The 24449-nt window shown below is 64.0% G+C and carries 27 protein-coding genes; 14 read left to right on the forward strand and 13 right to left on the reverse strand.

The window, feature by feature from the left end:
* Position 1 precedes the first annotated feature (1 nt).
* Genes ACFOWB_RS08040 through ACFOWB_RS08055 form a run of 4 tightly spaced genes read right to left on the reverse strand, consistent with a single transcriptional unit; the run spans position 2 to position 2884 of the window.
* Complete coding sequence (locus ACFOWB_RS08040; protein ID WP_378146668.1) at positions 2-274, reverse strand: hypothetical protein; 273 nt, start codon at positions 272-274, stop codon at positions 2-4.
* Positions 271-1458: a trypsin-like peptidase domain-containing protein gene (locus ACFOWB_RS08045; RefSeq protein ID WP_261403818.1), complete on the reverse strand. Its 1188-nt coding sequence runs from the start codon at positions 1456-1458 to the stop codon at positions 271-273. Before ACFOWB_RS08045 ends, ACFOWB_RS08040 begins: the two co-directional genes overlap by 4 nt.
* Entirely contained in the window at positions 1455-2516 is a 1062-nt protein-coding gene (locus ACFOWB_RS08050; RefSeq protein WP_378146670.1) for an ATP-grasp domain-containing protein, read from the reverse strand. Before ACFOWB_RS08050 ends, ACFOWB_RS08045 begins: the two co-directional genes overlap by 4 nt.
* Entirely contained in the window at positions 2513-2884 is a 372-nt protein-coding gene (locus ACFOWB_RS08055; protein WP_261403816.1) for a transposase, read from the reverse strand. The genes ACFOWB_RS08050 and ACFOWB_RS08055 overlap by 4 nt, the downstream gene beginning before the upstream one ends.
* A gap of 147 nt (positions 2885-3031) precedes the next feature.
* On the opposite strand from ACFOWB_RS08055, the gene ACFOWB_RS08060 reads away from it, so the two are divergent.
* From ACFOWB_RS08060 to ACFOWB_RS08095, 8 genes are all read left to right on the forward strand, one after another.
* Positions 3032-3607 (forward strand): TerD family protein, encoded by a 576-nt coding sequence (locus tag ACFOWB_RS08060; RefSeq protein ID WP_261403815.1) that lies wholly within the window; start codon positions 3032-3034, stop codon positions 3605-3607.
* Positions 3608-3629: 22 nt separating this feature from the next.
* A complete protein-coding gene (locus ACFOWB_RS08065; RefSeq protein WP_261403814.1) occupies positions 3630-4871 on the forward strand; it encodes a TerD family protein in 1242 nt (413 codons plus the stop codon).
* Positions 4872-4906: 35 nt separating this feature from the next.
* Positions 4907-5365, forward strand: coding sequence for a tellurite resistance TerB family protein (locus tag ACFOWB_RS08070; protein WP_261403813.1), 459 nt, complete (start codon positions 4907-4909; stop codon positions 5363-5365).
* A gap of 78 nt (positions 5366-5443) precedes the next feature.
* Entirely contained in the window at positions 5444-6022 is a 579-nt protein-coding gene (locus tag ACFOWB_RS08075; RefSeq protein WP_261403812.1) for a TerD family protein, read from the forward strand.
* A gap of 58 nt (positions 6023-6080) precedes the next feature.
* Complete coding sequence (locus tag ACFOWB_RS08080; protein WP_261403811.1) at positions 6081-6653, forward strand: TerD family protein; 573 nt, start codon at positions 6081-6083, stop codon at positions 6651-6653.
* Between the two features lie 55 nt (positions 6654-6708).
* Positions 6709-7344 (forward strand): hypothetical protein, encoded by a 636-nt coding sequence (locus tag ACFOWB_RS08085; RefSeq protein ID WP_378146674.1) that lies wholly within the window; start codon positions 6709-6711, stop codon positions 7342-7344.
* A 66-nt stretch (positions 7345-7410) separates the two neighbouring features.
* A complete protein-coding gene (locus tag ACFOWB_RS08090) occupies positions 7411-8178 on the forward strand; it encodes a TerC family protein (protein WP_378146676.1) in 768 nt (255 codons plus the stop codon).
* Positions 8179-8347: 169 nt separating this feature from the next.
* Positions 8348-8725: a PH domain-containing protein gene (locus ACFOWB_RS08095; RefSeq protein WP_261403809.1), complete on the forward strand. Its 378-nt coding sequence runs from the start codon at positions 8348-8350 to the stop codon at positions 8723-8725.
* Between the two features lie 1121 nt (positions 8726-9846).
* On the opposite strand, the gene ACFOWB_RS08100 is transcribed toward ACFOWB_RS08095, so the two are convergent.
* Positions 9847-13962, reverse strand: coding sequence for a hypothetical protein (locus tag ACFOWB_RS08100; RefSeq protein WP_378146678.1), 4116 nt, complete (start codon positions 13960-13962; stop codon positions 9847-9849).
* 706 nt (positions 13963-14668) lie between these two features.
* On the opposite strand from ACFOWB_RS08100, the gene ACFOWB_RS08105 reads away from it, so the two are divergent.
* From ACFOWB_RS08105 to ACFOWB_RS08115, 3 genes are all read left to right on the forward strand, one after another.
* On the forward strand, positions 14669-14986 hold the full coding sequence (locus tag ACFOWB_RS08105; RefSeq protein WP_261403807.1) for a hypothetical protein: 318 nt from the start codon (positions 14669-14671) through the stop codon (positions 14984-14986).
* A complete protein-coding gene (locus ACFOWB_RS08110) occupies positions 14983-15609 on the forward strand; it encodes a hypothetical protein (RefSeq protein ID WP_261403806.1) in 627 nt (208 codons plus the stop codon). The genes ACFOWB_RS08105 and ACFOWB_RS08110 overlap by 4 nt, the downstream gene beginning before the upstream one ends.
* A gap of 413 nt (positions 15610-16022) precedes the next feature.
* A complete protein-coding gene (locus ACFOWB_RS08115) occupies positions 16023-16739 on the forward strand; it encodes a dATP/dGTP diphosphohydrolase domain-containing protein (RefSeq protein WP_261403804.1) in 717 nt (238 codons plus the stop codon).
* 326 nt (positions 16740-17065) lie between these two features.
* On the opposite strand, the gene ACFOWB_RS08120 is transcribed toward ACFOWB_RS08115, so the two are convergent.
* The 8 genes from ACFOWB_RS08120 to ACFOWB_RS08155 form a co-directional block, all read right to left on the reverse strand.
* Positions 17066-18010: a metallophosphoesterase gene (locus ACFOWB_RS08120; protein WP_378146682.1), complete on the reverse strand. Its 945-nt coding sequence runs from the start codon at positions 18008-18010 to the stop codon at positions 17066-17068.
* 134 nt (positions 18011-18144) lie between these two features.
* Positions 18145-18957: a metallophosphoesterase gene (locus tag ACFOWB_RS08125; protein WP_261403802.1), complete on the reverse strand. Its 813-nt coding sequence runs from the start codon at positions 18955-18957 to the stop codon at positions 18145-18147.
* Positions 18954-19580 carry a hypothetical protein gene (locus tag ACFOWB_RS08130; protein ID WP_261403801.1) on the reverse strand — a complete coding sequence of 209 codons (627 nt, stop codon included), beginning with the start codon at positions 19578-19580 and terminating at the stop codon, positions 18954-18956. The genes ACFOWB_RS08125 and ACFOWB_RS08130 overlap by 4 nt, the downstream gene beginning before the upstream one ends.
* Position 19581: 1 nt before the next feature.
* A complete protein-coding gene (locus ACFOWB_RS08135) occupies positions 19582-21096 on the reverse strand; it encodes an AAA family ATPase (protein ID WP_378146686.1) in 1515 nt (504 codons plus the stop codon).
* A 171-nt stretch (positions 21097-21267) separates the two neighbouring features.
* Positions 21268-21633: a hypothetical protein gene (locus tag ACFOWB_RS08140; RefSeq protein ID WP_261403799.1), complete on the reverse strand. Its 366-nt coding sequence runs from the start codon at positions 21631-21633 to the stop codon at positions 21268-21270.
* Positions 21630-21860 (reverse strand): hypothetical protein, encoded by a 231-nt coding sequence (locus ACFOWB_RS08145; protein WP_261403798.1) that lies wholly within the window; start codon positions 21858-21860, stop codon positions 21630-21632. The genes ACFOWB_RS08140 and ACFOWB_RS08145 overlap by 4 nt, the downstream gene beginning before the upstream one ends.
* Positions 21857-22006 carry a hypothetical protein gene (locus ACFOWB_RS08150; RefSeq protein WP_261403797.1) on the reverse strand — a complete coding sequence of 50 codons (150 nt, stop codon included), beginning with the start codon at positions 22004-22006 and terminating at the stop codon, positions 21857-21859. Before ACFOWB_RS08150 ends, ACFOWB_RS08145 begins: the two co-directional genes overlap by 4 nt.
* Positions 22003-22461: a hypothetical protein gene (locus tag ACFOWB_RS08155; protein ID WP_261403796.1), complete on the reverse strand. Its 459-nt coding sequence runs from the start codon at positions 22459-22461 to the stop codon at positions 22003-22005. The genes ACFOWB_RS08150 and ACFOWB_RS08155 overlap by 4 nt, the downstream gene beginning before the upstream one ends.
* Before the next feature lie 374 nt (positions 22462-22835).
* Here ACFOWB_RS08155 and ACFOWB_RS08160 point away from each other — a divergent pair, with 374 nt between their 5' ends.
* The 3 genes from ACFOWB_RS08160 to ACFOWB_RS08170 are packed head-to-tail and all read left to right on the forward strand — an operon-like array spanning position 22836 to position 24219.
* Positions 22836-23660, forward strand: a complete 825-nt coding sequence (locus ACFOWB_RS08160) for a hypothetical protein (RefSeq protein WP_261403795.1) — start codon at positions 22836-22838, stop codon at positions 23658-23660.
* Entirely contained in the window at positions 23660-23971 is a 312-nt protein-coding gene (locus ACFOWB_RS08165; RefSeq protein WP_261403794.1) for a helix-turn-helix domain-containing protein, read from the forward strand. Before ACFOWB_RS08160 ends, ACFOWB_RS08165 begins: the two co-directional genes overlap by 1 nt.
* Complete coding sequence (locus tag ACFOWB_RS08170; RefSeq protein WP_261403793.1) at positions 23968-24219, forward strand: hypothetical protein; 252 nt, start codon at positions 23968-23970, stop codon at positions 24217-24219. The genes ACFOWB_RS08165 and ACFOWB_RS08170 overlap by 4 nt, the downstream gene beginning before the upstream one ends.
* Positions 24220-24449 lie beyond the last annotated feature (230 nt).

Raw genomic sequence — 24449 nt, forward strand, 5'->3', positions numbered from 1 at the left:
GTCACATGTACTCGCCGACAAAGAGCAAGAGGAGGAACAAACCGAGCGGAAGTCCGACCAGGTTGAGCCAAAGCTTTTTTCCGAGATGACCGCGCCAGCTCGCCAGGGCAGGCTCCACGCTCGGGGAGAACGGGTCGACGCCGCGCTCGGCCGCGATCTCGCGTCGCTTGCCCGGCGTCTTCAGGAACAGCACCGCGTAGCGGACGGCCGTGAGCACGCCTCCGGCGATCAGGAGGAGCAGAAGCACGCGCCCAATCGCGAGAAATGGGGTCATTGATGTATCTCTAAGCGCCAGACCGATTTGCGGACGGTTTTGACGAGACTTTGCAGGTCGAGCGCCGGCGTGCCGGGCGTCGGGTCGTCGAGCCGCGTGCAGTCTTCGCCTGCGGCTTCGATCAAGGCTTCCGCGAGCGATGCGCGTACCGCGAAATTGACATTCTGGGCGTTGGTCAACGTCGCCACGACGACGCCGATGACCCGTCCGCGCATGTCGAGCAGCGGTCCGCCGCTAGAACCAGGCTGGATCGCCGCCGAGAGCTGCAACTGGCGCGCATCCTCTTGGGGACCGAGCAGGCTCGAGATGCCGCCGGTAGTGACCTGGGGCCCCGAACTCAGCAGGCCGGCAAGCGGGTAACCGAGAACCGCAACCGTCTCGCCAAGGCCTGGACCGCCCCTGAAGCGGAACGGCAGCGGAGGGCCGTCGAGATCCTGTTCTGTGCGGATTAGCGCGACGTCGTTGTTTCGGTCGACGATTACTGGCTTTGCTCTGGATGTGCCGTCATAGCCCGATACCGTGATGACGCGGGCCTCGTCGACGACGTGAGCGTTGGTGACGATGAGGCGGCGCGCGACGGAAAATCCCGAACCTGTCCATTGCGGCCGGCCGTTCGGGGAACCGTAATCCTGACGCGGTTGTTCCTGCTGTCTTCGATCGCTTTGATCGAAGCCGAACTCGCGAGGCGCGTTGGGGCCGTCGTCAGAAAGCGTGACGCCGTAACGACGGCCGAGCGCATCTATTCCGTCGATCAGGCCGTCACTGCGCGCTCGAATCTTCCAGGCGTTATCGCGCCGGTAGAGCTCGGCGAGGATCGCGCAGGCATAGGCGTGGGGAAAGTCCGCCCCGCGCAGGGCAATCTCGTGCTCGCCGGCGGTGAGCCGGATTTCCGGCACGTCGCGGAGCGATCGGGCGGACCGGATGGAATAAAGGCATACTAACAGCTTGTTAGTCGAGGCTGGCACCTGGGCGAAGTCGATCGTGACGGTTGCGCCTTCGTCGCGCACCCAGGCGCTCTCACCTCCATAGCTTTGGAAGGCGCCAGGCATGCCGACGTCGCTGGCGTTAAGGGGCACGAGCGCGATGCCATATCCGACACTTATACGCGGAGCGGAGAAAGCCAGCCTCACGCTCTCGCCTACGCGAGCGATTGGAGCGTTCTGCCCGGGCTGAAGCTTGGTCACGCGGCGGTCTCCGTCGTGGCGGAGCTGAGGAGCGCCGAGGTTTCAGGCAGAGCAAAGGCCGAAGCGTTGATGCGCACAGCAACCGGTTCTGCGAGGTGCTTCACTATCACGGAGCGGCCGGTGGCGTGGCGTGCCCAGATCGCTGGGAGGTTGACGCCGGCAGGCGCCGAGTATGCGACGCCGCCCGCAATCCGCGCGTTGGCTTCGAGAATGTTCTGGCGGCCGTCGGCTCCGCCGCGCGTCTGGACATTGACGATGCCGTCGAGCCGCATCTCGGCGGCGACGGCGCGCGCGATTTCGACCTGGGGACCTCGGGTCTCGATGATCTGGTAGTGCGCCGTCTTGTGACGCGAGACGGCCGCGATGACGCGGCCGTCGTCGCAGACCATGTCGATCGAGTATTCCTCGCCCGGCAAATATTCCATCAGCAGCATCGGCTCGGGGTTCTTTGCGCTTGCGAGCGCGTGGGCGAGCACCTCTGAAGAGACGCTACGGCCGTGGAGTGCGGTCAGCGCGTCGAGCAGCCCGGCCTTCGGGTCGATCTGCAGGAAGCCGCGTCCGAAGATGCCATTAACGGGTTTCACGCAAAGACGCTCGACGTCGTCGAACTCCTTCAGCGCCGCAACGAACTCTTCGGCGCCGTCTACGCGCTTGGTGCGCGGAAGGGGCGCGATGCCTTCAATACGCTTGGCGAACACGTCTTTGTTCTCAACAGCGAAGGCGTTTTCGCTGGTTGAAGCGCCGGTCGCGAGACGAACGCCAAACGAGGCGAATCGCCCGCGCAGATCGGAAAGGGCTTCGCGATGTCGGGTGCACAATACCGCGGCGACGTCGCGATGTTTGGCGACCTGCTCGACCCACTCGCCATAGCCACAGCCGGGGATTGGGCCGAGATCGGTGTCGTTAGGTTCGGCGAAGGAAGCATCGGCAACGGCTAGAATATCTTCGCGCGGCTTTGCGTGCGAGGCCAAGACAACAGCCCAGTCTTCGCTTCCCCGGATCAAAGAGACGACGTCACGCTGGCTGGCGTGGGACTGCGCGATCCATAAGGCCGTCACAAATCGGAACCTACAGTCAGAAGCGATTGAAAGACTGCTTCGGGCTCAACTGGCTCGCCGATCGTGCGTACGACGTAGCCGGGTGCCCAGATCCCTGACGCGTTGCCTCGGAGCGTATGGATATTGCGGGAGGATACGGCCTTGAAGCACCGCATCAATTTGGAGATATCGAAGCCTGGTGAGTGATCAAGAATTAGCTCCATCCAGCGCTCGCCGAAGCGATAATTCACGAGGTAACACTTCATTCTTTTGGTTGCGTTGCGAAAGGCGTTGAGGACCACTTCGCGCTCACGATACTCCAATGGAACGAGCCCATCGACAAACGCGATCACGACCTGAAGCTGCATGGTTAACTCGTTGTTTTTCATGCAATTTCTTCTGCCTGCGCTAATGTTGAAAAGCAGCACAACGACTTGACACACGATGGTAGGCCGTTAGGGTGTCGATGCAAGCATAAATTGAGCGGCAGGCGGATACGCCTCTAGGCCGTTCAGCCATATGGGGAAACTTCAAGAATGATTTCTTTGTCAAAAGGGCAGACCATCAATCTGTCCAAGGAATCATCTGGCCTCGCACGAGTCATGATGGGTCTCGGCTGGGACGCGGTAAAAAAGAAAGGTTTCTTCGGTTTCGGTGGCGGCTCGCAAGACATCGACCTCGACGCTTCGGTAATAACCTTTGATTCGAACCGTCAGCCGCTTGACGCCATCTGGTTCCGACAACTGAAGTCTAAAGACGGATCGATCGTCCACTCTGGCGACAACCGGACCGGCGACGGTGACGGCGACGACGAGACAATAAGGGTCGATCTGGCCAAGCTCCCGGCGCAGGTGACGGACCTCGTGTTCGTGGTGAATTCCTTCGCCGGACAAAATTTCAATGAGGTCGACAACGCCGTCGCTCGTCTCGTGGACGAGGCGACCGGTAAGGAGCTTGCCCGCTACGAGCTCCGTGAGAAGGGTTCTCACACAGGCGTCGTTATGGCCGTCGTGTCCCGCCGTTCGGGCGAGTGGACGATGAAGGCGGTCGGCCAACCGGCTCCAGGCCGCACCGTCCAGGACCTCGTCAGCCCCGCTATGGCGGCGCTCTGATCAGGATTGGGTGAACCCGGCCATGGCGAACCTCACTCCTGGGGGCAACGCGTCTCTGATCACGTCGACGCCTCGCGTCAGCGTGACGTGGTCGGCGCGCGGCTCGGCGGCTTCCGATCTTGACGTGTCCGCGTTTGTGCTGCGCGCCAACGGCAAGGTCGGCGGCGACGCCGACATGGTGTTCTTCAACCAGCCCTCGACTCGCGGCGTCTCCGCCGGGCCTTTCGCGCAAGCCTCGGGCGACGCGCTGGAGACCCGGATCGCCTTTGACCTGCCCGCGCTTGCCGCTGACATCGAGAAGATCGCGATCACCGCGACTCTTCCCGCCGGCGTTGCCTTTGCGGGCATGCCCTTCGTTCGCATCGCGGTCGCCGACGGAGCGGAGATCATCGGCTTCGACGTTCCGACCTCGGGCATGAAGGAGCAGGCTTTGATCGTCGGCGAGCTCTACCGGCGCAACGGCGCCTGGAAGTTCCGCGCCGTAGGTCAAGGCTTTTTCGGCGGCCTCGAACCGCTCGCCAAGAGCTTCGGCGTCGATGTCGCGGCTCCGGCCGCGCCGGCCCCGAGTGCGACTCCTCCTCCGGCCCCGCCGCCAGCGGCTCCGCCTCCGCCAGCTCCTCCGAAAATCAGCCTGTCGAAGATCTCGCTGACCAAGGAGAAGCCGGGAATCAACCTTTCCAAGCCCTCTGGGAGCTTTGGCGAGATCAAGGTGAATCTGAACTGGAACCGGGGAGGTTCCCCTCCGCAGCGTTCGGGCGGCTTTGGCGGTCTGTTCGGCGGTGGAGCGCGATCTGCCCGCGGTGGGATCGACCTCGATCTCGGCTGCTTGTTCAAGCTTAAGGATGGCTATATGGGCGTCGTCCAAGCGCTTGGGAACGCCTTCGGGTCGTATGAGGGCGAACCCTTTATTCAGTTGGCGTCGGACGACCGCACCGGCGCGTCGACAGACGGCGAATGGATTCGCGTCAACGGCCGCCAGTGGAGCCAGATCGACAAGATCCTGGTCTTCGCCTCGATTTACGAGGGCGTGCCGAACTGGGCTTCGACGGATGGCGTGGTCACGGTCTTCATGCCGGGCCAGCCCGAGATCGAGGTCCGTCTCGTCGAAGGGCGCAGCGGGAAGACCTGCTGCGCCGTCGCGATGATCGAGAACGTCGGCGACGCCATGCGGATCAGTCGTCTCGACACCTACTTCGCAGCCGTCGACGAGATGGATCGAGCCTATCGCTGGGGGCTGCGCTGGAGCGCCGGCTCCAAAGATTGAAGCGATCAAGACCCTGAATAGGAAAGAAGACCGCGATGCCGCTCGACTGGATCAAGAACACGCTGGCCCAGGGTCGCTCCAAGCTCGCCGAGGAAGTCGGTCGCTTCAAGAACAAGGAAACGCTCGACGCCATCGTCGCCGCCTCCACCATGATGGGCTTCGCCGACGGCACGATTTCGTCCGAAGAGAAGGCAAAGATGGTCGGCGTGCTGCAGGCCTCCGACGAGCTCAAGGTGTTCAAGACCGACGAGGTTATCGCGATCTTCCAGAACCTCTCGGGCAAGTACGACTTCGACAAAGCGGTTGGCGAGATGGAGTGCCTTAAGCTCATTGGCCGCGTAAAGGACAAGCCGGAGGCCGCCAGCCTCGTGGTGCGGGTCTCTATGATCATCGCCAATGCCGACGGCAACTTCGACGCCAGCGAGAAGGCCGTGGCATTCCGGATCGTCAAGGAAGTCGGCCTCGATCCGGCGCGGTTTGACCTCGCCGTCTAGAGCGGAAACGCCACGCCGACCGGCGCGAAGGTCGACCAAAATTCGACGATTGCAACTTCAACAGGGACTAAGTCAAAGATGCCCGTAAGCCTCTCAAAGGGCGGCAACGTTTCGCTCTCGAAGGAAGCCCCAAACATGACCCGGGCCCTCGTTGGCCTTGGCTGGGATCCGCGTTCGACTGACGGAGCCGCGTTCGACCTCGACGCCTCGGCGTTCCTCCTCGCCACGAATGGCAAGGTAGGCTCCGATGCCGATTTCGTCTTTTACAACAATCTCAAGCACGTCTCCGGATCGGTTGTCCATCAGGGCGACAACCGCACCGGCGAAGGCGAGGGCGACGACGAGAAGGTGCTCGTCGAGCTGGCGAACGTTCCGCCGTCGGTCGACAAGATCGTCTTCGCGGTCACGATCCACGATGCCACGACCCGTCGCCAGAACTTCGGCCAGGTCGGCAAGGCGTTCATCCGCATCGTCGATGCCGCGACCCAGAACGAGGTCGCACGCTACGACCTCGCCGAGGACGCTTCGACCGAGACCGCGATGGTGTTCGGCGAGCTCTACCGCAACGGAGCGGAATGGAAATTCCGAGCCGTGGGCCAGGGCTACGCCGGCGGTCTCGGCGCCATGTGCCAGAACTACGGAATCAGCGCGAGCTAACCATTCACCTCAGTGCTCAAGTTTCAAACGGGCCGAAAGCCCTAATAGGAGAACGACCATGCCTGTGAACCTGTCCAAAGGTTCGAACGTCAACCTCTCCAAAGAAGCACCAGGTCTCAGCAAGTCGATCGTGGGTCTCGGTTGGAATCCGCGCGTGACCGACGGGGCCGGCTTCGACCTCGACGCGTCCGTCTTCGCGCTTGGCGCGGACGGAAAATGCAAGTCTGAAGCCGACTTTATCTTCTACAACAACAAAAGCCACGCCTCCGGCGCGATCGTACATCAGGGCGACAACCGCACCGGAGAAGGCGAAGGCGACGACGAGCAGGTCAAGGTCAACCTCGCCGGCGTCCCGGCCGGGATCGAGAAAATCGTGTTCGCCGTCACCATCCATGAAGCCGACCAGCGGAAGCAAAATTTCGGCCAGGTCGACAAGGCCTTTATCCGCGTCGTCAACGAGGAAGGCGGCGCCGAAATCGCCCGATACGACCTCTCGGAAGACGCCTCGACCGAGACCGCGATGATCTTCGGCGAGCTCTACCGGGCCGGCGCAGACTGGAAGTTCAAGGCGATCGGCCAAGGCTACGCCGGCGGCCTGCAGTCGCTCATAGGCCAGTTCGGCTTGAGCTGATCAAGAATCGGGCCGGACGGGATTATCCGTTCGGCCCGCTCGAGGGCCATGTGAGATGCTGAACAGCGACAACGACCTCGTCCGAATTTTGTCGCGCTCCGCCGTCGCCGGCGTTGGGTTCAGCGCTGGCCGTGACTTCTACAAGGGCATGAAGAACAACGCGTTCCTGATCGTGGCGGCGCTCGTCCTGCTGGTCGCCCCGTTTATGCTGGCGCGGATGGTGACCCAAGGACACGACGCTCGCGAGGGCCAGAAGAGTACGCTCCCGGCGATTGGGCTCGGAGCGATCTTCCTGCTGCTGATCTACTTCTTGATCACTGGAGGATACGGAGAACGCAATCCCGCGACAGGATCAACCGACAACAGCGGAACGATAGCTTTGGTCCTGCTGATGATCTCGTCCCTGGCGGCGGCTCTCGGCACACTGATGGGCCTGTCGGAGCGACCAAAACGCTTGCGAGGTTTCCGGATCGCCGCCGACAACGAGCGATTCCTCCAAGACAACGGCATTCGCAACCTCGGAGGCGAAAGCCAGGCATTACGCGACGCCGCCGGGACCGAGATGGTCATCGACGAGCGGCGCGACAACGAGATTGTCCTGAAAGTGGTCGGCCGACGCATGAAGCGGGCCTTCCTCACCCATGACGATGAGGGACGCTTTATTCAATACATCCCGGCTGAAGGCCTCTGACGCCGGACGACTGATCGAACGGGCCAGCCGCCCGATTTCTCATCCCATACAGAGACCTTGTCCGTCATGGATTTCTCGAATCCCACCTTCTATCTACAGGTGCTCCAGATCATCTGGATCGACCTCCTGCTCTCCGGCGACAACGCTGTCGTCATCGCGCTGGCCGTCCGCGGCCTGCCTGAGAACCAGCGCAAGTGGGGCATCTGGCTCGGCGCTGGCGCCGCCGTGTTCCTGCGCATCATCTTCGCCGGCATCATCTCGTACCTGCTGAACGTTCCCTTCCTCAAGGTCGTCGGCGCCGTGCTCCTGTTCTGGATCGCGATCAAGCTGGTCGTCGGCGAGGAAGAGGAAGAGGGCGACATCGCCGCTTCCGGCAACCTCTGGAAGGCCGTGTGGACGATCGTCATCGCCGACGCGGTGATGAGCCTTGACAACGTCATCGCGATCGCTGCCGCCGCGAAGGGCCACTACGAGCTCTTCATCTTCGGCCTGCTGCTTTCGGTGCCGCTCGTCGTGTTTGGCGCGACCCTGATCTCGGGCGTTCTCAAGCGCTTCCCGATCCTGGTCTGGTTCGGCGGACTGCTGCTCGGCTGGGTGGCCGGCGAAATGCTGGTCGGCGACAGCTTCCTGCTGTCCTACCTGCAGCCTTACCTCGGGGCATACATCGTCCCAAATCCGCATGCGGAAGACTTGCTGATGAGCATCGGCCTGCTGCATTACGGCGCTGCGGTAGTCGGCGCAATCTTCGTCGGCGTCGTCGGCTGGATCCTCGTCAAGCGCCGTGGCGGCCACTTAGAGGCTCCGTCGCCGTTCGACGAGAGCAACGCGGCTTGACGATACAGAGTGACGGAAAGCCCGGCTGCCAAGACCGGGCTTTCTTTGCCCCAAACAACTAGAAGCGCTCGTAAAAGTGCGATTGGGTCAACAAGATGGTGTCGCCCGCCGCCTATTCCTTAGGCCCTCGCCCATCTGGTCATCTCATCCGGACATGGAGGATTGAGTGTTGGGCCTATTCGATGGTATTCTGGGACACGCAAGCAGTGTGTCAATTGAGAAACTAAGTGCTGAGCTTAGTCCCATTCTGATCCCCGGCGAGACAATCGATCTTGCTTACAAAGTCATTCGAGATTTGTTTGTTTTTACCGACAAGCGTCTCATTTTGATTGACAAGCAAGGCGTAACGGGCCGCAAAACTGACTTCCATTCGATCCCGTATCGCGCCATCACGCAGTTCTCAGTCGAGACGGCTGGTACATTCGATTTGGACGCTGAGATGAAGATTTGGATTTCAGGTCAGCACGCTCCCATTGAGCGAACCTTAGCGCGAGGTAGCGATGTATCTGGAATTCAACGTGCGCTCGCCCGAGGCACGCTGCGCTGACGACGCTTCAAACCAAGGGCGTCAACCTCAAATGCGACCATGTTGGCGGTGTCCGGTTTCCTACACTCAACCATTGATATGCGACGCCATCACGGCGAAACAGCGCCTAAGAAATAGTTGGCTTGGCACCGAACAGCGGACCACTCAGACAGCCGCTATGGGTCAACGTTCGAAACGTAGACGAACAATTTACCACCCCTACAATCCGGCCTTTTCATGGGCTGGCTAAATATTTATATTTGGCGTCACTCGATCTGAACGATTTCAGTGATGCCGGCCTCTATTCAAGGTCGGCCGGAAAGACGCGCTGGCGCTGGCCGCCGGAGAGCTGAAGTGATGCCGGCCTCAATCCGAGGTCGGCCGGAAAGATGCGCTGGCGCTGGCCGCCGGAGAGCTGAAGTGACGCTGGCCTCATCCGAGGTCGGCCGGAAAGACGCGCTGGCGCTGGCCGCCGGAGAGCTGAAGTGATGCCGGCCTCAATCCGAGGTCGGCCGGAAAGACGCGCTGGTGCTGGCCGCCGGAGAGCTGAAGTGATGCCGGCCTCAATCCGAGGTCGGCCGGAAGTTAAATCTGATTGCATTTTCAGAGATCAGGCCGCCCCTCATGACGATGGGCGGCTTTTTCTTTGTTCTTTGCAGAATGATTTTTTCGATTTTTCAGTTCTTTTAGAGAATGGCGCGTGAATGACATCGTGGCATGTCCACGACGCAACACTTTCAGGCCCAGCCTGCCGCGGCTCAAGAAAAATTGTTTTATGGCGGAGCTAGTATCCAAAGAATTGCCTGTAATTTTAGTCAAGTTGAACCTGCTGAACGACTAAATGGAGTTGCGCCGGGACGAGCGCTAGCAACAGGTGGGCCGGAAGCGGTCATCAACCAAGCTGCGCAACCCGGACCAGCTCCGCGCCGGCGGGATCGACACCGCCTACAAAAATTCAGGTGTCAACATAACATTGGACGCCGATAAGGGACTAAACTTCAGCGCCGATTGACAATCGAAAGACCGCCAGCCCCAAATTCCACGTCGGATCACAGCTCTCGCGGAGACATCACCGTCAACGGCCAGCCGCTCGGGCTGTGGCGCGTCTACTGCGCCCACCGGCCGACGGTGTGAGAGACGGCTTAAGCCGCGTCCTTAACCTTAACCACGATTGGCATGACGCGACGAACGCCAGCGATCTGCCTCGGAGCAGTGGCAGCGGCTGGCGACTGCTTCGGCTCCTCCGGCTTGGCATAGCGCTCAGAGCCGGCCGCCGGCCGCTCCTGCAGGTCGTACGCCTCAACGTGCTGCGCGAGCCACTCGTCGAGCCTCCACAGCCAATCGCCGTGCCGGTCTTCGTCGGCGTTCTCCAGGAACCGGAACGTCTCGTCGTCCAGCAGGCCCTCGGCCGCGTTGAGGCGCTTGGTGTGGCGATTCATCCGCCACATCGCGGCCTCCTCTTTCAGGTCGGGCCAGCGCCTCAGTCCTTCGGTGACCAGCGCCTCGGCCTTCGCGCGCTCGCTATCGTCCCACAGCTCCGGGCCGTTCTTGCGCTGGTTGTCGACGACGGCGAATCCCGCCGGCTGCATCGACATGAGGCCGCGCTGACGGGCGAGGTCGGCGATCTCCGAGCCCTTCACCATATCTGCGAGCCGCCTCATCGAGTCGACGATCGTGTTCTCCGGTGCAAACGGTCCGAGGAAGATGCATAGCGGCGGCGGCAGGTCGCCATGCCGGTAGACCGTGCGAAGGCGAGTCGCGATCTGGAAATTTTCCTCTTCGCGCGCGGCCTCGAGGAAGTCGCGCTGCCAGGTGTTCGGCGCGTAGTTGGGCGCCATGCAGACGACGTCGTTCCCGTTTCGCATCCGATACCTCCGCGGATGGAGGTCGAGGTGCAGTGGATTCTTGCCGTCTATCGTCCCGTCGCCGCGCTGGTCGATCGCGACGAAGTCCGGCTCGTCGGAGCCGTAGGCGGCGCCCTGTCCATCCATCGCGCCGGTCGTCGGCTGCATGCGGCCGACGACGACCACCCAATCGGCCCGCTTCGCGAAATCGAGGCCGCGTACGTTTCCGTGGTGCAGCCAGTCAATGTTGCTCGGTGTGCGCCACTTTTGATCCTGCAGGATGTCGCGAACCTCAGTCGGCGCGACAACGAGGCCTCGGCCCCACGAGTAGAGGCCGGCCAGCAGCGTGATGAGCAGGCGCACGTGATCGCGCCGCTGCAACTTTTCCTTGCGCTGCTTCTCACTGTCCCGCGAGTCGATCTTGAAAGATGACACGCTGAACGTCTGCGTTGGATCCATCATGACCCGGCAGTGCTGGATCAGGTCGCCGATCTCGCGCACGTCGACCTCCCGGCCGATGGCTTTCGTCAGGCGCTTCACGCTCGCGGTGGCGTCCAGCACGGCGATCGGCAGCCGCAGGAGCTTCGGCGTCAGCTGCTTGCGCCGCGACACACGGATCGCCCACTCGCGCGTCTTGTCCGGACGCTCGGCCTGCACCCACTGCAGGCGCGGATCGAGGCGGCTGACGGACAGCTTGGTCGTGCGCAGGCTCGCGAGCAGCTGCTTCGTGCGATCGCGGCCGCCAGTACGGGCCGCGCGACGACCGGCCAGCGTTCTCATCTGCTCGATCGCGGACAAGTTGACCGAGTGCTGCTGAAATTCGTCGACCATCTGCTTCACGATCGCCCAGAGGTCGCGCTCTGCGCTGCGGCCCGGCAGTCGGATACCTGCGCTCGCGAACCAGGCGAGCTCGTCGGGATCCATGTCTGGCCGGATCTGGCGCGAGACCCAATCGTCAGGCCGTGTGATGTCGATCGCGGCCTCAAGGCATTCGAGCCCGCCTTCCATGGCGAGGATCGCCGGCGCCGGGTTGCGGCGCGCCTTGATCTCGGCCGTGACGAGGATGTTGATCCTGGCGCGCTTGTCGTAGAGGGCCTTCAGTTCGTCGCCCTTGGCGTCGTTGTGAATGACCTCGTTGGAGCGGCCGAGCAGGCGGTCAGCATTGAACGAGTGCTTCACCCGTGCGAGCTCGACCGTCGGATCTTCGTCGATGATCGCGCCGACCGTGTTGTTGTGCAAAAACTTCGACTGAACGCGGGCCATCGCGCGCACGGCAAACACGAGGTGCGCGTCGGCCATGGTCTCTTCCTGCCGGTAAAACCGGCACGGCGGGCAGCCGTTGTCCGCTCCGGTCGCCGCGAGCTTGAACGGGCACGTGATCGTCTTCGCCTTCAGCTTCGCGGACTTCTCGTAGTCCGTGCGCTTCAGCTGCTTCTCGCACAACCCTCTCGGATCCACGCCGCCCTTGCGGAGCGCGGCCATCTCCTCGGCGCGCTCGCACGGCACCTCGGACTTCGAGCCGAACAGCGCCACCAGCGCCCGCGGCTGGCCGTCGACTAGCGCAGGCGCCGCGGCGTCCTCCCAGGTCATGGTTCGATGACCCGCGCCGGCCGCGACCGCCATCATCTGCCGGCACATCGTGTACGTCGGGCAGTAGAAGACGACCTTCTTTCCGGTCGGCCACGTCCCGGCCTCGATCATCCGCTCGATCCAGCGGAGGACGCCAATCACGAAGCCGGAGGATTTGCCGCCACCGGGTGGCACCTTGACCAGCAGCGTCTTGGCGTCGCCCGCGAGCTCCTTGCCGAGCAGCGCGTCGACGACCTGCACCATAAAGCTCTCGATCGCCTCCTGGATCAGGTGCTGGATCGCGAGATGCGTCGGACGGCGCTGCGCCTCGCTCATCAGCGCGCGCTTGGTCCGGTCGGCCTCGATCGCCGCGGAGACCTTCACGGCCGGGATGATCTTTGCCGGCAGCTCCTCACCCCTCGAGTTGACCCGGCGCGGGATCACGAACGGCCGCGGGTCGCCGACGGCCGCGAAAGCGGCCTCCATGTCGGCGAACGGATCCGACTTCTTGATCTCGACCGGCGGCGGCAGATCGCCCACCTGCTTCTGCCGGATCGGCGAGTTCCATCCTTTGAAGTCGAGCGCTCGGTTGAGGCGCTCGCGGACCTGCGCCAACAGCCTCTCGTCAGTGGCCCAACGACCGGTCCGCTCGACGTTGGAAGCGCAGAGGTCGAACGCGACCCGGAGTAAACCGGCGCGCTGTTCCTCGGTGTAGCCCTCGGCGAGGTTGGCGCGAGCGACGTTGGCGCACATCGCCACCACGAACTTCTCGCGGCCGTCGACCACCAGGCCGGCCGCCTCGTCACGAACCCAAGGACCGGCGCGCTGGATGCCTGGGACGGAAAGCCCCTCGATCGACGACGGCAACGCCTCCAGCGCGACCGCGGCCGCCTTGGGCGTGCGGATCGCGGCCGGCGTGAACCGCCGCTCGAGCAGGTATCGGGCAATCTTCAGGCCCTCGACGGTCGCCTGTGGCAGCTGGTCCCGCGGGGCCAGCGGCGTCGTCCACACGATCTGCTGTCGGGTCGCATGATGCAGGCCGGCGACGGTCACGACGCTGCGGCCGGTCAGGAATTCGATGTTGCCCACGATCGTGCTGATCGTCTTCAGCAGCGCCTTCTCAGCCTCAGTCAGCTGATGCGCCAAAACGTAGACCAGATTGATTTTCGGGCTGCGGCCGATGCGCTTGTAGGCCGTCTGGCCGAGGGCGCTCTCGATCAGACGCTCGGCCTCGAGGGATGTATCGTGGTCCGAGATATCGATGTCGGTGACGAGCAAGTCCTTGGCGACGATCGCGACGTTGTGCGGCGACTTCCCCGCCAACGGCGAGCGGTGGTCGACGACGCGAACGCCGGTCGGGAACTTGGTCGTGGTCCAGTCGATCTCCGCGTCGATCAGCGCGTCGAACTCGGCCTGGGTCTGGCGACGGTTGAACCACGTCGAGGGATAGAGCCCGAGCATGGGCCGGCGGCGATCGCGGTCGCGTGTCTGGGGGATGACATCATAACCGGCGTCGAAGAAGGCGCGCGCGTCATAGCGAAAGCTCGCGCGCCAGCTCTCCCGCGGGTCGCGGGTGGCGAGCGCCGCGGCGCGCACCGCGTCGAGCCGGCCGCGCTCGGCGACGGCCTCCTGGGCGGTGTCGATATAGATGCGTTCGCGCCAATCGAAGCCAGCGGCGCGAAGCTGCGCCTCGGCCTCCTTCTCGGCCTCCGCCTCGGCCCGCAGGCGCTCGCCCTCGCGCCACCGCGCGGCCAGCACCGGGTCGGCGGTCATGCGCGAGAACCGGTCGCCTACCTCGTCGCACTGCGGCTCGGACGCGCACGCGTCCCAGTCCACGAAATCCATGGATCACACTCAAACCATCAGGGGGCGGACCGGGGCTGCCACGCCGGCGGTCGCCTAACGGTAGTGAGTCTGAATCTGAAACCCGCCTGCGACAACAGTTTTCGTAGTCCACGGGCAAGGATCTTTATGCAACCGAGCGATCGCCCCTGCAAATAGCCGCGGATCGCCCCGTTGAGCCCCGAATAGAATCTCCGATTCGCAACCTGAGATTGGTCATCCAATCCGTTTCAAGGATTATTCGTTCGAATTTCGAACGATTCGTCGCGCAATCCTTGATCGAGGGCCGAAGCGACATTTTGTAGAATAAATGCCGAGGCCGAAAAATCCTGCAAAACAGCATAGTTAATTCGAATTGAGGGTGAGACCATGTGCGTGAGGCCGATTTGCTTGGCCGATTTGCATCGGGTGCCGAATGAGTTCCTTTCCCTAGGTCCAGCGCAAAAACAAGTTCACGCCTCGTAAGACGGCCACCGAGCATGCATTCCGCGACGCTCTGCTCGATGAGCTCGGGGCGTACCTGGAGCAGAGGTACCGCGAGAACCGCGAGCTTTTCAGTTTCGAGAGCGAGGCGGACAAGGCCATTCGCCAGCGCATCGTCCGCGGGGAGTACACCGACCTTGGGCTCGGCACGGTATTCAAGAAGGCCGAGCAGTATCGCTACACGTTCGACTTCCTGAAGCAGCATGCCAAGCTCGCCGCGTGACCCGTGTTCACGCCGAGCAATACCTCAAACGCGATCGTCTCGGATCACGCAGTCCGCCGGTTCGCTGAAAGCACCCTTGGGCGCACGGAATCCCTAGCTGCCGGGGATGACAACACGGCTCTCTGGCTTCTCGACCGCGCCGGCGTCGACACCGCCGCAATCCGGGCTCGTCTGCAGCTGGGAGCCGACAGCGGGCTGCGCCATGGCGGTCGCGTCGTCCTCCAGGACAAGGCAAGGCTGGTCCTGCGCGCCCGCGTTCTCAGGACCGTCATGCCAAAGGCCTGGCGCATGGACCTCGCCTGGCATCTGAGGCCGGCATGAGGGTCCTCTGTCTCGACATGGCGAAGCTCGCCGGCTGGTGCGCGCTGATCGACGGCCAGCGCGAGAGCGGCGTCGAGGACCTTATGGCCGGCATCCGCGAGAAGGGCGGCATCGGCGTCTGGCACCCGATCCTGCTCGCCAAAGCCCAGTCGTTTGTCCGCAGCCTGATCGACCGCTTCGACCCTGAGAAGATCGTCATCGAGGCCAACTTCGACAAAGGCAGCCCGCTGCCATACCGGCTCATGGGCGCCGTCATGGCGGAGGCCGGCGGTCGCGGCCTGCCGATCGACCATGTCGCGATCGGGACCTGGCGGAAGGAGATCCACGGCAACGGCTCGATCCCGACCGAGGAGGCCAAGGCGGCCGCGCTGGAGTTCGCGCGGGCATACAAGCCAGTTATCACCAGCCATGACGAGGCCGAGGCGATATGCATTTCGGTCTACGTCGAGCGCGGCTGCCATCTCAGCCGCAAGCCCAAGAAGGCCAAGAAGCGCAAAGTCGCCGCCGTCCATGCTCGAGCACGCGATCAGGACGCTGCGAGGCAACAAGGTCTCTCACGCCGAGTGGGCCTATCGTGGGGGAAGCCGCCACATCCTCGGCATCGAGGTTGGTCAGCACGGTGACCAGGGCTCAAACTGGGCGAAGGGGGCTTTTGAGGGTTTTGTTCGCCTCGCCCGAAAGATCATTCACGCCGACAAGCACACAGCTTACCGCCGCTCCGGCGCGGGCGGCGTCGGCGTCAGTCAACGTCGGATGGGATACAACAACGGTGGCGCGAGCTCATGGAGCGAGACGCACGCGATCATCTACCCCAACGGCAAGTGGACCCATGTGACCCTGCAGAAGGGCAAGTGGCGCGCTCGCCGGCGGAAGCAGGAAAGGCTCGCAGCGTGATGATAAAAGATCCGGGATCGGTCTCACGCGAAGACCTTAAGCCGACCTCGTCGACATCCATGCTGGACACGCCTCGAGGGCGTTTGCTGATGTCACATGCGTTGGCGCACCTCAAGAAGGCTGCTTGGCAAAGGTTTGCCGCGTGAACCCTAAGGGCCTCGCGGGTCGCCTCAAGCCGCCGGTCGGTCTGATCCCGCCGGTTGCGATCGCCTACATCAACCAGGCGCTCCGAGCCGGCGCGGCGGGCCCGAACCTACGAACGGTTTCGCCGATCGCGATTCTCTACATGTCGCAGGCGTTCCGGCTCGGCGCCGTGAAATACAATCCGTTCGACTGGAATGAAGACGGCAAGGCGGTCGAGGGCGTCACCTATTACGAAGCCGCCGTCCGCCACTCCTTCTGCTGGCTCACCGGCGAGTGGATCGACCCGGAATCCGGAGCGCCTCACCTTGCTCACGGCATGGCCTGCGGGGCGATCCTGCTCGACGCTGGCCCGATGGATCAGCTTATCGAGAACCGGCCGCGGTGCGCGTCCCCGGCGCTCGTCACGTCTGGCTCGGTGATCCTCGGCGGCAGGGCGTCAACCGTCGACCTCTACGAGAAGTCGCTCTGGCACTGGGGCTGCTGGTTCGCCGGCGAGTGGATCGATCTGACGACCGGCTGCCCGCACATCGCCTGCGCGATGGCCTGCATGTCCCGCATCCTCGAGGGCTACCACTCAGGCGACGTCGATGACGACCGGCCGGCCTACGCCTCAGCGTCAGATCTGATCGCTGAACACGTGGCCGCCGAGAAGGCGAAGCAGGCAGTGGCCTACGTCTACGACGAGAACCTCGACAACCCCGCGATCGCGGCCTGACTGTCGGCGCGGAAACGTGTGGTCCAAGAGCCTGAGCGGTTCTGGCCATTCCCTAGCAGCCCGCTGACGTCTTTTCCGCTGGAGTGATCCGTTTTCCGCCGACCGCTCAATCGCGCTCCGTGGCGCTGGAAATCCTCCCGATCAGGAAGATTCGAGCCCTGAGTGACGGAATCTTCCCGATCGGGAGGATATGGCGCCGAGACCATAAAGCCGGATATGGCGCTGACACCATAACCGTTGTCGATATACCGACAACGGAATGAAATCAGTGACTTAGAGCGCGATACGTTTTTCCGTATCAGCCAGTTGCGATACGGATTTCCGGATCACAGGCGAAGCGCCTCGAGATCCCCGGGCGGCGTTTCTGCCCCGACCGTGATCGTGATTGACGGATCGAAAGCCGGATTCTCGAGCTCCATCCGCGCCTGCTTCCCGCGGCCGACCTGCGTCAGGTAGCCCATCGGATTGCTGACCACCCGCGTCGCGCCGATCCGGTAGTCGACGGAGCGATGCACGTGGCCGTGGACCCAGGCGGCCGGCTGGAGCTCTTCGATCAGCGCCTCGAGGTCGCTGGCGTAGGCGGCGTCCAGCGGGCCGGTGACCTGCCCGCCGCGCAGTGACCGTGGGCTCGGCGCATGGTGGGTCACCACGATAATCGAATCTGCAGGCCCGGCCGCGCTCGTAATCGATTTTGCAGGGCCATAATGGTTTTTGCAGCTGAACGGATCTGCGAGCCCGTCGCCGGCGCTGAACGTTTCTGCGACCGGCTGAACGTTTTTGCAGGCTCGCGTGATCGCCTCGACCGCGGCTGCGTGCTCCCGGATCGCGTCGGCCGGCAGGAACGGCCTGGAGCCATCGCCGAATCTGATCCGTCGATGGTCGTTCATTCCGGTTCGCCGATCGCTCGCTGCCAGCATGGACTGCCGCTGGTCTCGCGCGACCTGAAAATCCGTCCACAGGGTGGCGCCGACGACGGTGACATCGCGGACCTGGGTCGTCTCCCCGCGCGCGAGCAGCGTCACGCCGGCGCTCTCGAAAACGGAGGCTGCCTTGTCGAGCTCAGCCGGAAATCGGCAGTGATAGAAATCGTGGTTGCCCGGCAGGTAGATCACCGGCACGCCGGCCGGCTGGACGTTCGCGACCAGCCAGTCGAGCACCCGCGTGCTCAACCTCTCGCACACGTCTCCGGCCACGATGATCGCGTCGCAGTCGGTCAGATTGAGCGGGACCGCGAGGCCGCCATTGACGTCGACATGCAGGTCGGAAAACACGCGAAAACGCAATTTCGTCAGCCCCTACAGTATCTTACGGTGGCATTTTCTTGACCTATCCGTAGGTCATGGACGACCTGTCCATAGGTCATGACGCAAGCCGCAATCGAAAAATGAGGGCGCGTCAGCGTGACTCAGACGTCGATCACGAGGCCCCAGTCGAAGGCCGGATTCTCGCCGGAATAGCCGCGCGCATTACAGACGATCCTCGTGTTTCGCAGGCCGCCGAACATCGGCTTGATCTCGTAGTCGAAGGACGCGTGAGTGTGGCCGTGGACCCAGAGCCTCGGCTGCCCGCGGTCGATCAGAGAGCTGAGATCCGACACGTAGCTCGGCGTGCTCGGATGCCCGCGCCAGCGTTCGGCGACCGAGAGCGGATGCGGCGCGTGATGCGTCACGACGACGGTCGGGCCGTCATGCTCGACCTCGAACGCATCGCGCAACCACGCGACGCTAACCTCGTGAAGGTCAAGCGCGTCAGCGGGGGAGAACCGGCGTGCGATCGTCCCGGGCTGCGGCGCCTCCATCAGAATCTGGCCGTGATCCGGCATGCGCTCGGCCACCCGCATCGACCCCTCCTGGCGCGCACGCTCGCCGTGCGCATGGAGCCGGTAGTCGGTCCAGAGCGTCGCCCCGAGGAATCGGACGCCGCCGAGGATCACCGAGCTGTCGTCGAGCAGGTGGAGATTTCCGACATGCGCCGCATGCCTCCAAACTTGGACCCTGGCCGATGGCAAAACCTCGCCGAAATACTCGTGATTCCCGGCGACCCAGATGACCGGCATCCGGCGCGTGATCGTCAGCCATAGCCAGGTGAGCGCGAACCCGACGCCCTCGGTGATGTCGCCGGCGACGACCGCGACGTCGGCGTCAACGACCGGCGGCTGGACGCCGGTCTGCGCCGCGACCCTGCTGAGGTGCAGGTCGGAGATCACCCAGAGCCTCACGCCGGCCTCCCCAGATCGTAGTGCAGGTTGTTGACCCCAAGCGCCGTCCGTTCGTCCTCAATGACGGCCACCATCATGATCTGATCGCCGTCAGGCGTACGCGGGTCGCCGAAAAGCCGGCCGCCGACCAGGGGCCAGCGGTGGAAGCGCTTTCCCGGCGCGAAAAATCGGCCGACCCACCAGCGGTCGATCATCGACCGCAGAGACATCCGGACGTGCATCGTTCTCGCCTGCATGTCGACGTGGACCTCAAGGCCGTCCGGGACCGGCTCTGCGGCTGGAACCGCATAGGTGCCCTCCAGGTCGTCGGCCAGCGCGAGCCAGGTCTCGCGGGCATGATCCGGTGCCGCGGCGAACACCGCCGCCCAGCCGCCGGCGTCGAGGACCTCGACCGCCAGGCGTCCGATGCCGACGGCGCGTGCCCGCAGAGCGTCTCCGTCGGGACGTCGCTCGTGATCCGCGATGACCGCGTCCTCCTCGAGGTGGTTGGAAAGGTCGATCAGGACCATCGTTTCCGCGCCGTGGGCTGTGATTCCGGCCGCATGTTGGGTGGCGAGCAGGCCATCGCGATGCAGGGATCTGATGGCGATCGCGATGGATACGAGCAGGAGGGCAGCTTCCATCTCACGCCCTCCCCATCTGCATGTCGCGACCATCCACGAGCACCTCGAGTGCCCGCCGCAAGCGTCTGATCGAGCCGCCATTCCACGCCCTCCTGAGCACCTGGAGCTCGTCCGTCGCCAGTTCCTCGAGCCACCGCCTGTCGAGGTCACGCTCTGCGGCGATGTCGTTCAGGATCCCGCGCGCGAGATCGCCGACATGCGCCCAGGTCGGCTCTTCGACCTGGATGACCCGGAGTCGATCGAGCAGCGGCCGCGGCACGTCATCGAGCCGGTTCGCAGTCGCGATCCATGAGACCCGCGAGAGGTCCACCTCGACCTCGATCGCGAGGTCCCGGTATCGACGCGAGGTAGACGGCTCGAGGAACGCCAGGAGGGCGTCGACGAGCGAGCCGTTGTGCGAGCTCTGGGTCTTGTCGACCTCGTCCAGCACGATCAGCGGATTCGCGACGCCGGACGACCGGATCAGGTCCAGCGGCACGCTCGGCCGCGACGTCGACCACTGCGCCGACGTTCCCATCATGGACGCGTCGGCGATCCCGCCGGCCGCGTATGTCGTGACCGGCAGGCCAACGGTCTCCGCGATCGCGCGGGCGAGCGAGGTCTTCCCGGCGCCTGCTGGCCCGACCAGCAGCGTCGGTCGAATCCAGGCGAGCTCAGACGCCGCCAGATCTCGCAGGATGGTGTCGATCGCCACCTCGGCATGCGGCGCGCGACGCACGAGAGAGCGGCGGTGGGCAGCCACGTCACCGCGCCGGACCAGCGGCAGGCGCCGGCCGGCGATCGATGTGAAAGGCTTCCATAGACGGTCAGGCGCGGCCGTCGGCTGCTTCGGCACGACTTGCAGGCCGATAACGCGGCTCTCGCGTAGCTGGGCGAGCCCGCCCGGCGCGCGCACGATCTCGCCGCGGTCCTCCATGACCTCGTCGAGCAGGTCCGTCATGTCCTCTGCCGGCGGCGGGCCGGACACGACGCTCTCCTGCGCGATCATCTCCATGCCGATCCGCCGTGCCGCCGACCGCAGGATGTTCCCGCCGGCGCTATGGAGGTCACCCGGCGACTTCGGATGCCGACCGCCCTGGACGATCATCCTGAAGCGCAAGCCGGCCGCCATCGCGAGCAGGTGGTGCTGGTGGTGTCGCCCCTGCAGAAGCATGATCGCGCCGATCAGCCGGGCGCGCGGCTCCAGGGCCCCAAAACCGGCCACGGCGTAGAGGTCACACCGAACCCGCCCCTCGTAGCGGATCTTCTCGTCGGCGGCGGCCGCCAACGTCCCAAGCCGCTCAAGCTCCCGGCCGGCCTCGGCGACGTTGGTCAGGCTCACATCGCCCAGGAGCTCGTGAAGGGCGGTCCCGAGATCGGCGCGGCCGCGTTCGGGCCGGCAGACGACCAGCGAGTTCAACGCTACGTGCGCCCACGAGCGGACGTCCTTCTCGAAATCACCGCTGCGGAACGGATGTCCGACGAGCAGGTCCGCCAGCGTCGGTAGATCGCCGCACAGGATCTCGTCGCGACGCACTGCACGCTGGCGCGCGACCGATATGTCCTCGGCGCGAGGGTCGAAGGTCGGATTTTGGGAGGACATTCAGCACGGTCTCGCTGATCACCGTCGCCCTGGCCCATGCCGGGTGCGAACGAGCCACCCTAGATTGCGGATGGTAGCGAGATCAAGCGGGGACTCCCCGCAGGGTTACCGGTTTCTGAGCCGGGCTTCCGCGGCCAGGAGGTGCGAGCCGATCGTGATGTCCTGCAGGCCGGCAGCGCGGAGGCGCTCGACGATGGCGTCGAGTTCGGCCGCGGGATTGCCGGCCCGGCGCAGGACGTCGTCCTCGCTATCGATCCACTGGAAAACGTCGGCCGGCGGGATGACCTCGCCGCTCGCCCAGCGCGCACCTAGGCGCGGATTGACCTCGGCGATGATCGCGAGCCGCGAGCCGGCGCCGGCGGGGAGAACCCGCCGGATCATCTCGACGATTTCATCAGGTTCCAAGCGCAAAACCCCCGCCGGGCGATCCCGGCGGGGGTAAGAGTAGCGGTTGTCGGCGTGAGTCGTCACGCCGCTAGCGCTTCGATCGCCTCGGCTGCCCGGATCTCGCGCGCCGCGATGTCGGCCTCGATGGCGTCGGTGTCTACGAGCCCGGTCGCCACCTCGAGCTCGTCAGCGATGCGGGTGAGGTTGGCGTTGAGGTCGTCCATGATCGCGTGGGCGGCGATCTTGTGGTCGGCCGGGGTGTTGGCCATGGCACGGTATAAGCGGTGGTCGAGTTTGCTGAACTTGGTCACTGGTCGATCCTCACGATCGTAAATGGCATGGGGGAGAAGCAGGCGTCGCCGAACAGCGCGGCCTCAGCTTCAGACGGGAAGAGCTCGGGGACGAGCTCGACGTCTCCGTTCCCGAGGTCGAGGGCGATGGCCCAGGGGCGGCTCATGATCGGCTCAAGTCGATGCCGTACGCGACCTCACCGAGGCGCTTTTCGACGCGAGCGAGCTGGCCCTCGAGAAACAGGATGTAGTCGACCGCGGGGTGGCCGGGCGAGATACCGCCGGCGCGGGCGGCCGCGTCGCGGCGCTCGGCCTTAACGCGCTCGGCCGCTTCGTCCCATTCTCTCTGGAGTTCCAGACGAAACGCCTTGAGCTCGTCGCGGTGAGCCTCGAAGCCTTCCGTGTCCCCAATGTCCCAGGCGGGGTCGCCCCGCCACTGGACCTTGAGGTCTTCGACCTCCTCGCGGGTCTTCATCGGCTTCGGCGCGTCGTCGGAGAGCACGACCGGCTCGCCCTGCTGGATGACCGTCGAGCGGCCGTCGGCGCCGACGGCAATGATGATGCAGGAGCTGAGGTCCGAGACCGTCTCCAGCAACTGCGAAAGTGATGTGATCCGCGTCATTCTCTCGGCCTCCTAGCCGTCGCCCGGGCCCATGCCGCGGTGCGCTTGGAGGATCATGAATCCAGCGAGAGAATGGCGCAAGAAGTTTTCGGCGCCGATTCGAAGTCCTCAGCGCCGGCTTGGCGAGGGGACGTTTTGGAAAAGAAGGACCCTTCTTTTCGCTTCTCTTGTACCGATTGATTTGGCCTGCGAGGGCTGCCTGACGTTCTGAAAAATGATGTCCAATAACTCAGGGTTATCGGACATCATAGCGAAATGTAAAAAATAAATTCACGCTATATCTTGCGCTCCCGTCGGGCGTGAATATCATATTCACATGGCTGACGGGCGAGCGAGTGGCGCTCCCGGGCCTGCCTCAGAGGAGGCCCGTATCCATGCGCACCCACGTGGAGCTTACCCCCTGGCAGGCGGCCGCGAACGCTATCTGTCGTGGCGCTCCGAAAGCCGTCATTAGCGTCGCCCTCAATTCAAGCCGCCGCTCGACGGTAAAAGATCGCCTAGATCTCCTCCGCGCCGAGCCTTTGGACGATCGCGGTGGACTGACCCTGAAAGCGGCTGAGCTCGCTGTTCGCAAATTGAGCGAGGTTCTCCCGCGCGCTCGCGCGGAGACCCGGAAGGCGCGGGGGGTCTATCAGGCACCCGCCGTCACCAAGGTATCGGATCGCCTCACGGCCCTCCGCCAAGGTCTTGCCACGCACGCCGCGAAACTCGGAATTCGGACCGGCGCGAACTTTTCGATCGCGGTTCATGTGGCCGACCTGGCGCGGTATGAGGTCAGACATCGATACCGCTGGATCGAATTCCTGCGGATCGATAGCTGGGATCATCGCATCTGTCTGCCGCGCTGGTGGATGACAGCGGCGCGCCAGGTCGGGCGCCTGTCAGGTGCCCTCGGCCTCCTAAACGACGGCCGATTCGTCTTCGACGCGATTCACGTTCGAACCGTATATCACGAGGTAAATTCCTCCTCGATCTATGAGGTCGACACCATCGCCCGTGGCCGTCGCATCATCGACAACCGGATCGAACGCATCCATGTCCGTGTCTGGCCGCACAACTTTGAGACCTACCATCCCACCCTACGTCAGGCGCTCAGGGCCGTGGCTCCGGGAGAGGTCCTGAGCGCGCTCGGCCGAGAGGAGGAGGAGCGCGCTCGCGACCGTTCCGACATGGCCGCCCTCGACATGGAGCTCTGCTGATGACCAGGGACCCTCGCGTCGCCCGCCTCGAACGCGCCGGCGCCATCCTCGGCAAGACTTGGCAGTCGCGGCTCGCCGCGGCGGCGGGGATCTCGCCAGCCCTGATGTCGTCCATTGTCTCGGGTGAGCGGCGCATGACCGAGGAGGTCGAGGCCAAGATCGCGGTCGCGCTCCACGTCGGCGTCACGCCCGGCCTTCGCCGCGCCGCCGACGCGCTCGATGCGATCGCCACAGAAATGGAGGCCGACCTATCGTTATCGCCGGCCCTCGAACTCACCGCCGACGGTCCATCCCTTGGAGATCCACAATGATCACGCAGACCGCGCCAAACCCCAAGTTCGCCGCCAAGGACAACGCTCAGCTCGAGCTTGCCCGCATGACCGCCAGCCTTGCCCTGGACAGCTGGTCTCACCCGGCGCCGGCCATGCGCAGCGGAGCTCTGGACCCTGCAAAGATGGTCGATGCGGCCAAGGCTATGATCGCGGAGATCGACGCGGAGTTCCGGTTTCGCTTGGCCGACCGCGACCGGTTTGACGCCGCCGCCCCCGAATCTAGGTGACCTGGAGGACGCCTGAGGGCGTTTCCTCCCCAAACTATCGGCCGCCGGCGCTCCACCCGGCGGCCGATTCTGTTTCGGCGCCGATGAAACATCCGAATAGCAAAATCCGGGATTCGCTACTTCGTTGTTTCAAAACCGGCCGGCCCTAGGCCCAGGCCGGCGTTACAACGGGATGGCAAACGGGAGCCTTTGCCATCCCGTTGTAACGGAGCCGGCTCTCACGACGGTTG

The organism is Chenggangzhangella methanolivorans (assembly GCF_042648545.1).
Taxonomy (GTDB): Bacteria; Pseudomonadota; Alphaproteobacteria; order Rhizobiales; family Methylopilaceae; genus Methylopila; species Methylopila methanolivorans.

What these genes read in the sequence shown, in the direction of transcription:
- ACFOWB_RS08090 (WP_378146676.1), top strand. Translation starts at nt 7,411, where the DNA reads ATGGATTTCTCGAATCCCACCTTCTATCTACAGGTGCTCCAGATCATC.
- ACFOWB_RS08040 (WP_378146668.1), bottom strand. Translation starts at nt 274, where the DNA reads ATGACCCCATTTCTCGCGATTGGGCGCGTGCTTCTGCTCCTCCTGATC.
- ACFOWB_RS08060 (WP_261403815.1), top strand. Translation starts at nt 3,032, where the DNA reads ATGATTTCTTTGTCAAAAGGGCAGACCATCAATCTGTCCAAGGAATCA.
- ACFOWB_RS08170 (WP_261403793.1), top strand. Translation starts at nt 23,968, where the DNA reads ATGATCACGCAGACCGCGCCAAACCCCAAGTTCGCCGCCAAGGACAAC.
- ACFOWB_RS08100 (WP_378146678.1), bottom strand. Translation starts at nt 13,962, where the DNA reads ATGGATTTCGTGGACTGGGACGCGTGCGCGTCCGAGCCGCAGTGCGAC.
- ACFOWB_RS08155 (WP_261403796.1), bottom strand. Translation starts at nt 22,461, where the DNA reads ATGACGCGGATCACATCACTTTCGCAGTTGCTGGAGACGGTCTCGGAC.
- ACFOWB_RS08110 (WP_261403806.1), top strand. Translation starts at nt 14,983, where the DNA reads ATGAGGGTCCTCTGTCTCGACATGGCGAAGCTCGCCGGCTGGTGCGCG.
- ACFOWB_RS08085 (WP_378146674.1), top strand. Translation starts at nt 6,709, where the DNA reads ATGCTGAACAGCGACAACGACCTCGTCCGAATTTTGTCGCGCTCCGCC.
- ACFOWB_RS08165 (WP_261403794.1), top strand. Translation starts at nt 23,660, where the DNA reads ATGACCAGGGACCCTCGCGTCGCCCGCCTCGAACGCGCCGGCGCCATC.
- ACFOWB_RS08070 (WP_261403813.1), top strand. Translation starts at nt 4,907, where the DNA reads ATGCCGCTCGACTGGATCAAGAACACGCTGGCCCAGGGTCGCTCCAAG.
- ACFOWB_RS08160 (WP_261403795.1), top strand. Translation starts at nt 22,836, where the DNA reads ATGCGCACCCACGTGGAGCTTACCCCCTGGCAGGCGGCCGCGAACGCT.
- ACFOWB_RS08075 (WP_261403812.1), top strand. Translation starts at nt 5,444, where the DNA reads ATGCCCGTAAGCCTCTCAAAGGGCGGCAACGTTTCGCTCTCGAAGGAA.
- ACFOWB_RS08080 (WP_261403811.1), top strand. Translation starts at nt 6,081, where the DNA reads ATGCCTGTGAACCTGTCCAAAGGTTCGAACGTCAACCTCTCCAAAGAA.
- ACFOWB_RS08065 (WP_261403814.1), top strand. Translation starts at nt 3,630, where the DNA reads ATGGCGAACCTCACTCCTGGGGGCAACGCGTCTCTGATCACGTCGACG.
- ACFOWB_RS08150 (WP_261403797.1), bottom strand. Translation starts at nt 22,006, where the DNA reads ATGAGCCGCCCCTGGGCCATCGCCCTCGACCTCGGGAACGGAGACGTC.
- ACFOWB_RS08130 (WP_261403801.1), bottom strand. Translation starts at nt 19,580, where the DNA reads ATGGAAGCTGCCCTCCTGCTCGTATCCATCGCGATCGCCATCAGATCC.
- ACFOWB_RS08055 (WP_261403816.1), bottom strand. Translation starts at nt 2,884, where the DNA reads ATGAAAAACAACGAGTTAACCATGCAGCTTCAGGTCGTGATCGCGTTT.